The organism is Moraxella sp. I5G, from assembly GCF_055193055.1.
On sequence record NZ_JBUXLH010000048.1, the window covers coordinates 1 to 769 of the forward strand.

Sequence of the window (769 nt, forward strand, 5' to 3'; positions counted from 1 at the left end):
CTATCATCAACAACTTTATCCAAAATACCACCATAGTAGATATTATAACTATAAAATTTATCATCACAGATAATTAATTGGTTATCTTTAAAAAAATAACGACTGTAGATATATATATATCCTTAATTTCATAATCTAAATATTTAGATTTAAATTTATCTATATGATTAATTTTTATATTTGTTTCAATTTTATCAAAATATTCTTTTTCTATAAGTAATTGAAATAAATAAAAAAATAAGAGTTCTTTTAGTCCACCGTAATAAAAAATATTTTTTTCCTGACTATCAAAACCATAAACTCTACCATTTTTATTATCTATACAAATCAATTCTGTTGCATAATCCATTCCTAAATAGTCGCAATCATAGGGTAATAAAATATCTTCTGAAACCTCATCATTTAAATAATAATCTTTAAATTCCTCAAAATCTAGATATGCATATCCTTGTCTTAAAAACCCACTATTCCCATATTTTAATAAAAACTGATAATGTTCATCACAAATATCAATCTTATTTTGTGATAAAAAATCATCTAATTCTTGTTTGGGAACTGGTACTACTTCTACTTTTTCCAGCATTAGGTTGATAAGTTGGTCTAAAATGGTCATAAAATTACCTTATCTATCATCAACAACTTTATCCAAAATACCACCATAGTAGATATTATAACTATAAAATTTATCATCACAGATAATTAATTTTTTATCTTTAAAAAAATAACGACTGTAGATATATATATCCTTAATTTCATAATCTAAATATTT

General features: G+C 22.5%; 1 protein-coding gene. It reads right to left on the reverse strand.

What is annotated here, in order from left to right; genetic code table 11:
• Nucleotides 1–73 precede the first annotated feature (73 nt).
• Complete coding sequence (locus ACZBKJ_RS09895) at nt 74–613, reverse strand: hypothetical protein (RefSeq protein ID WP_463200928.1); 540 nt, start codon at nt 611–613, stop codon at nt 74–76.
• Between the last annotated feature and the right edge of the window lie 156 nt (nt 614–769).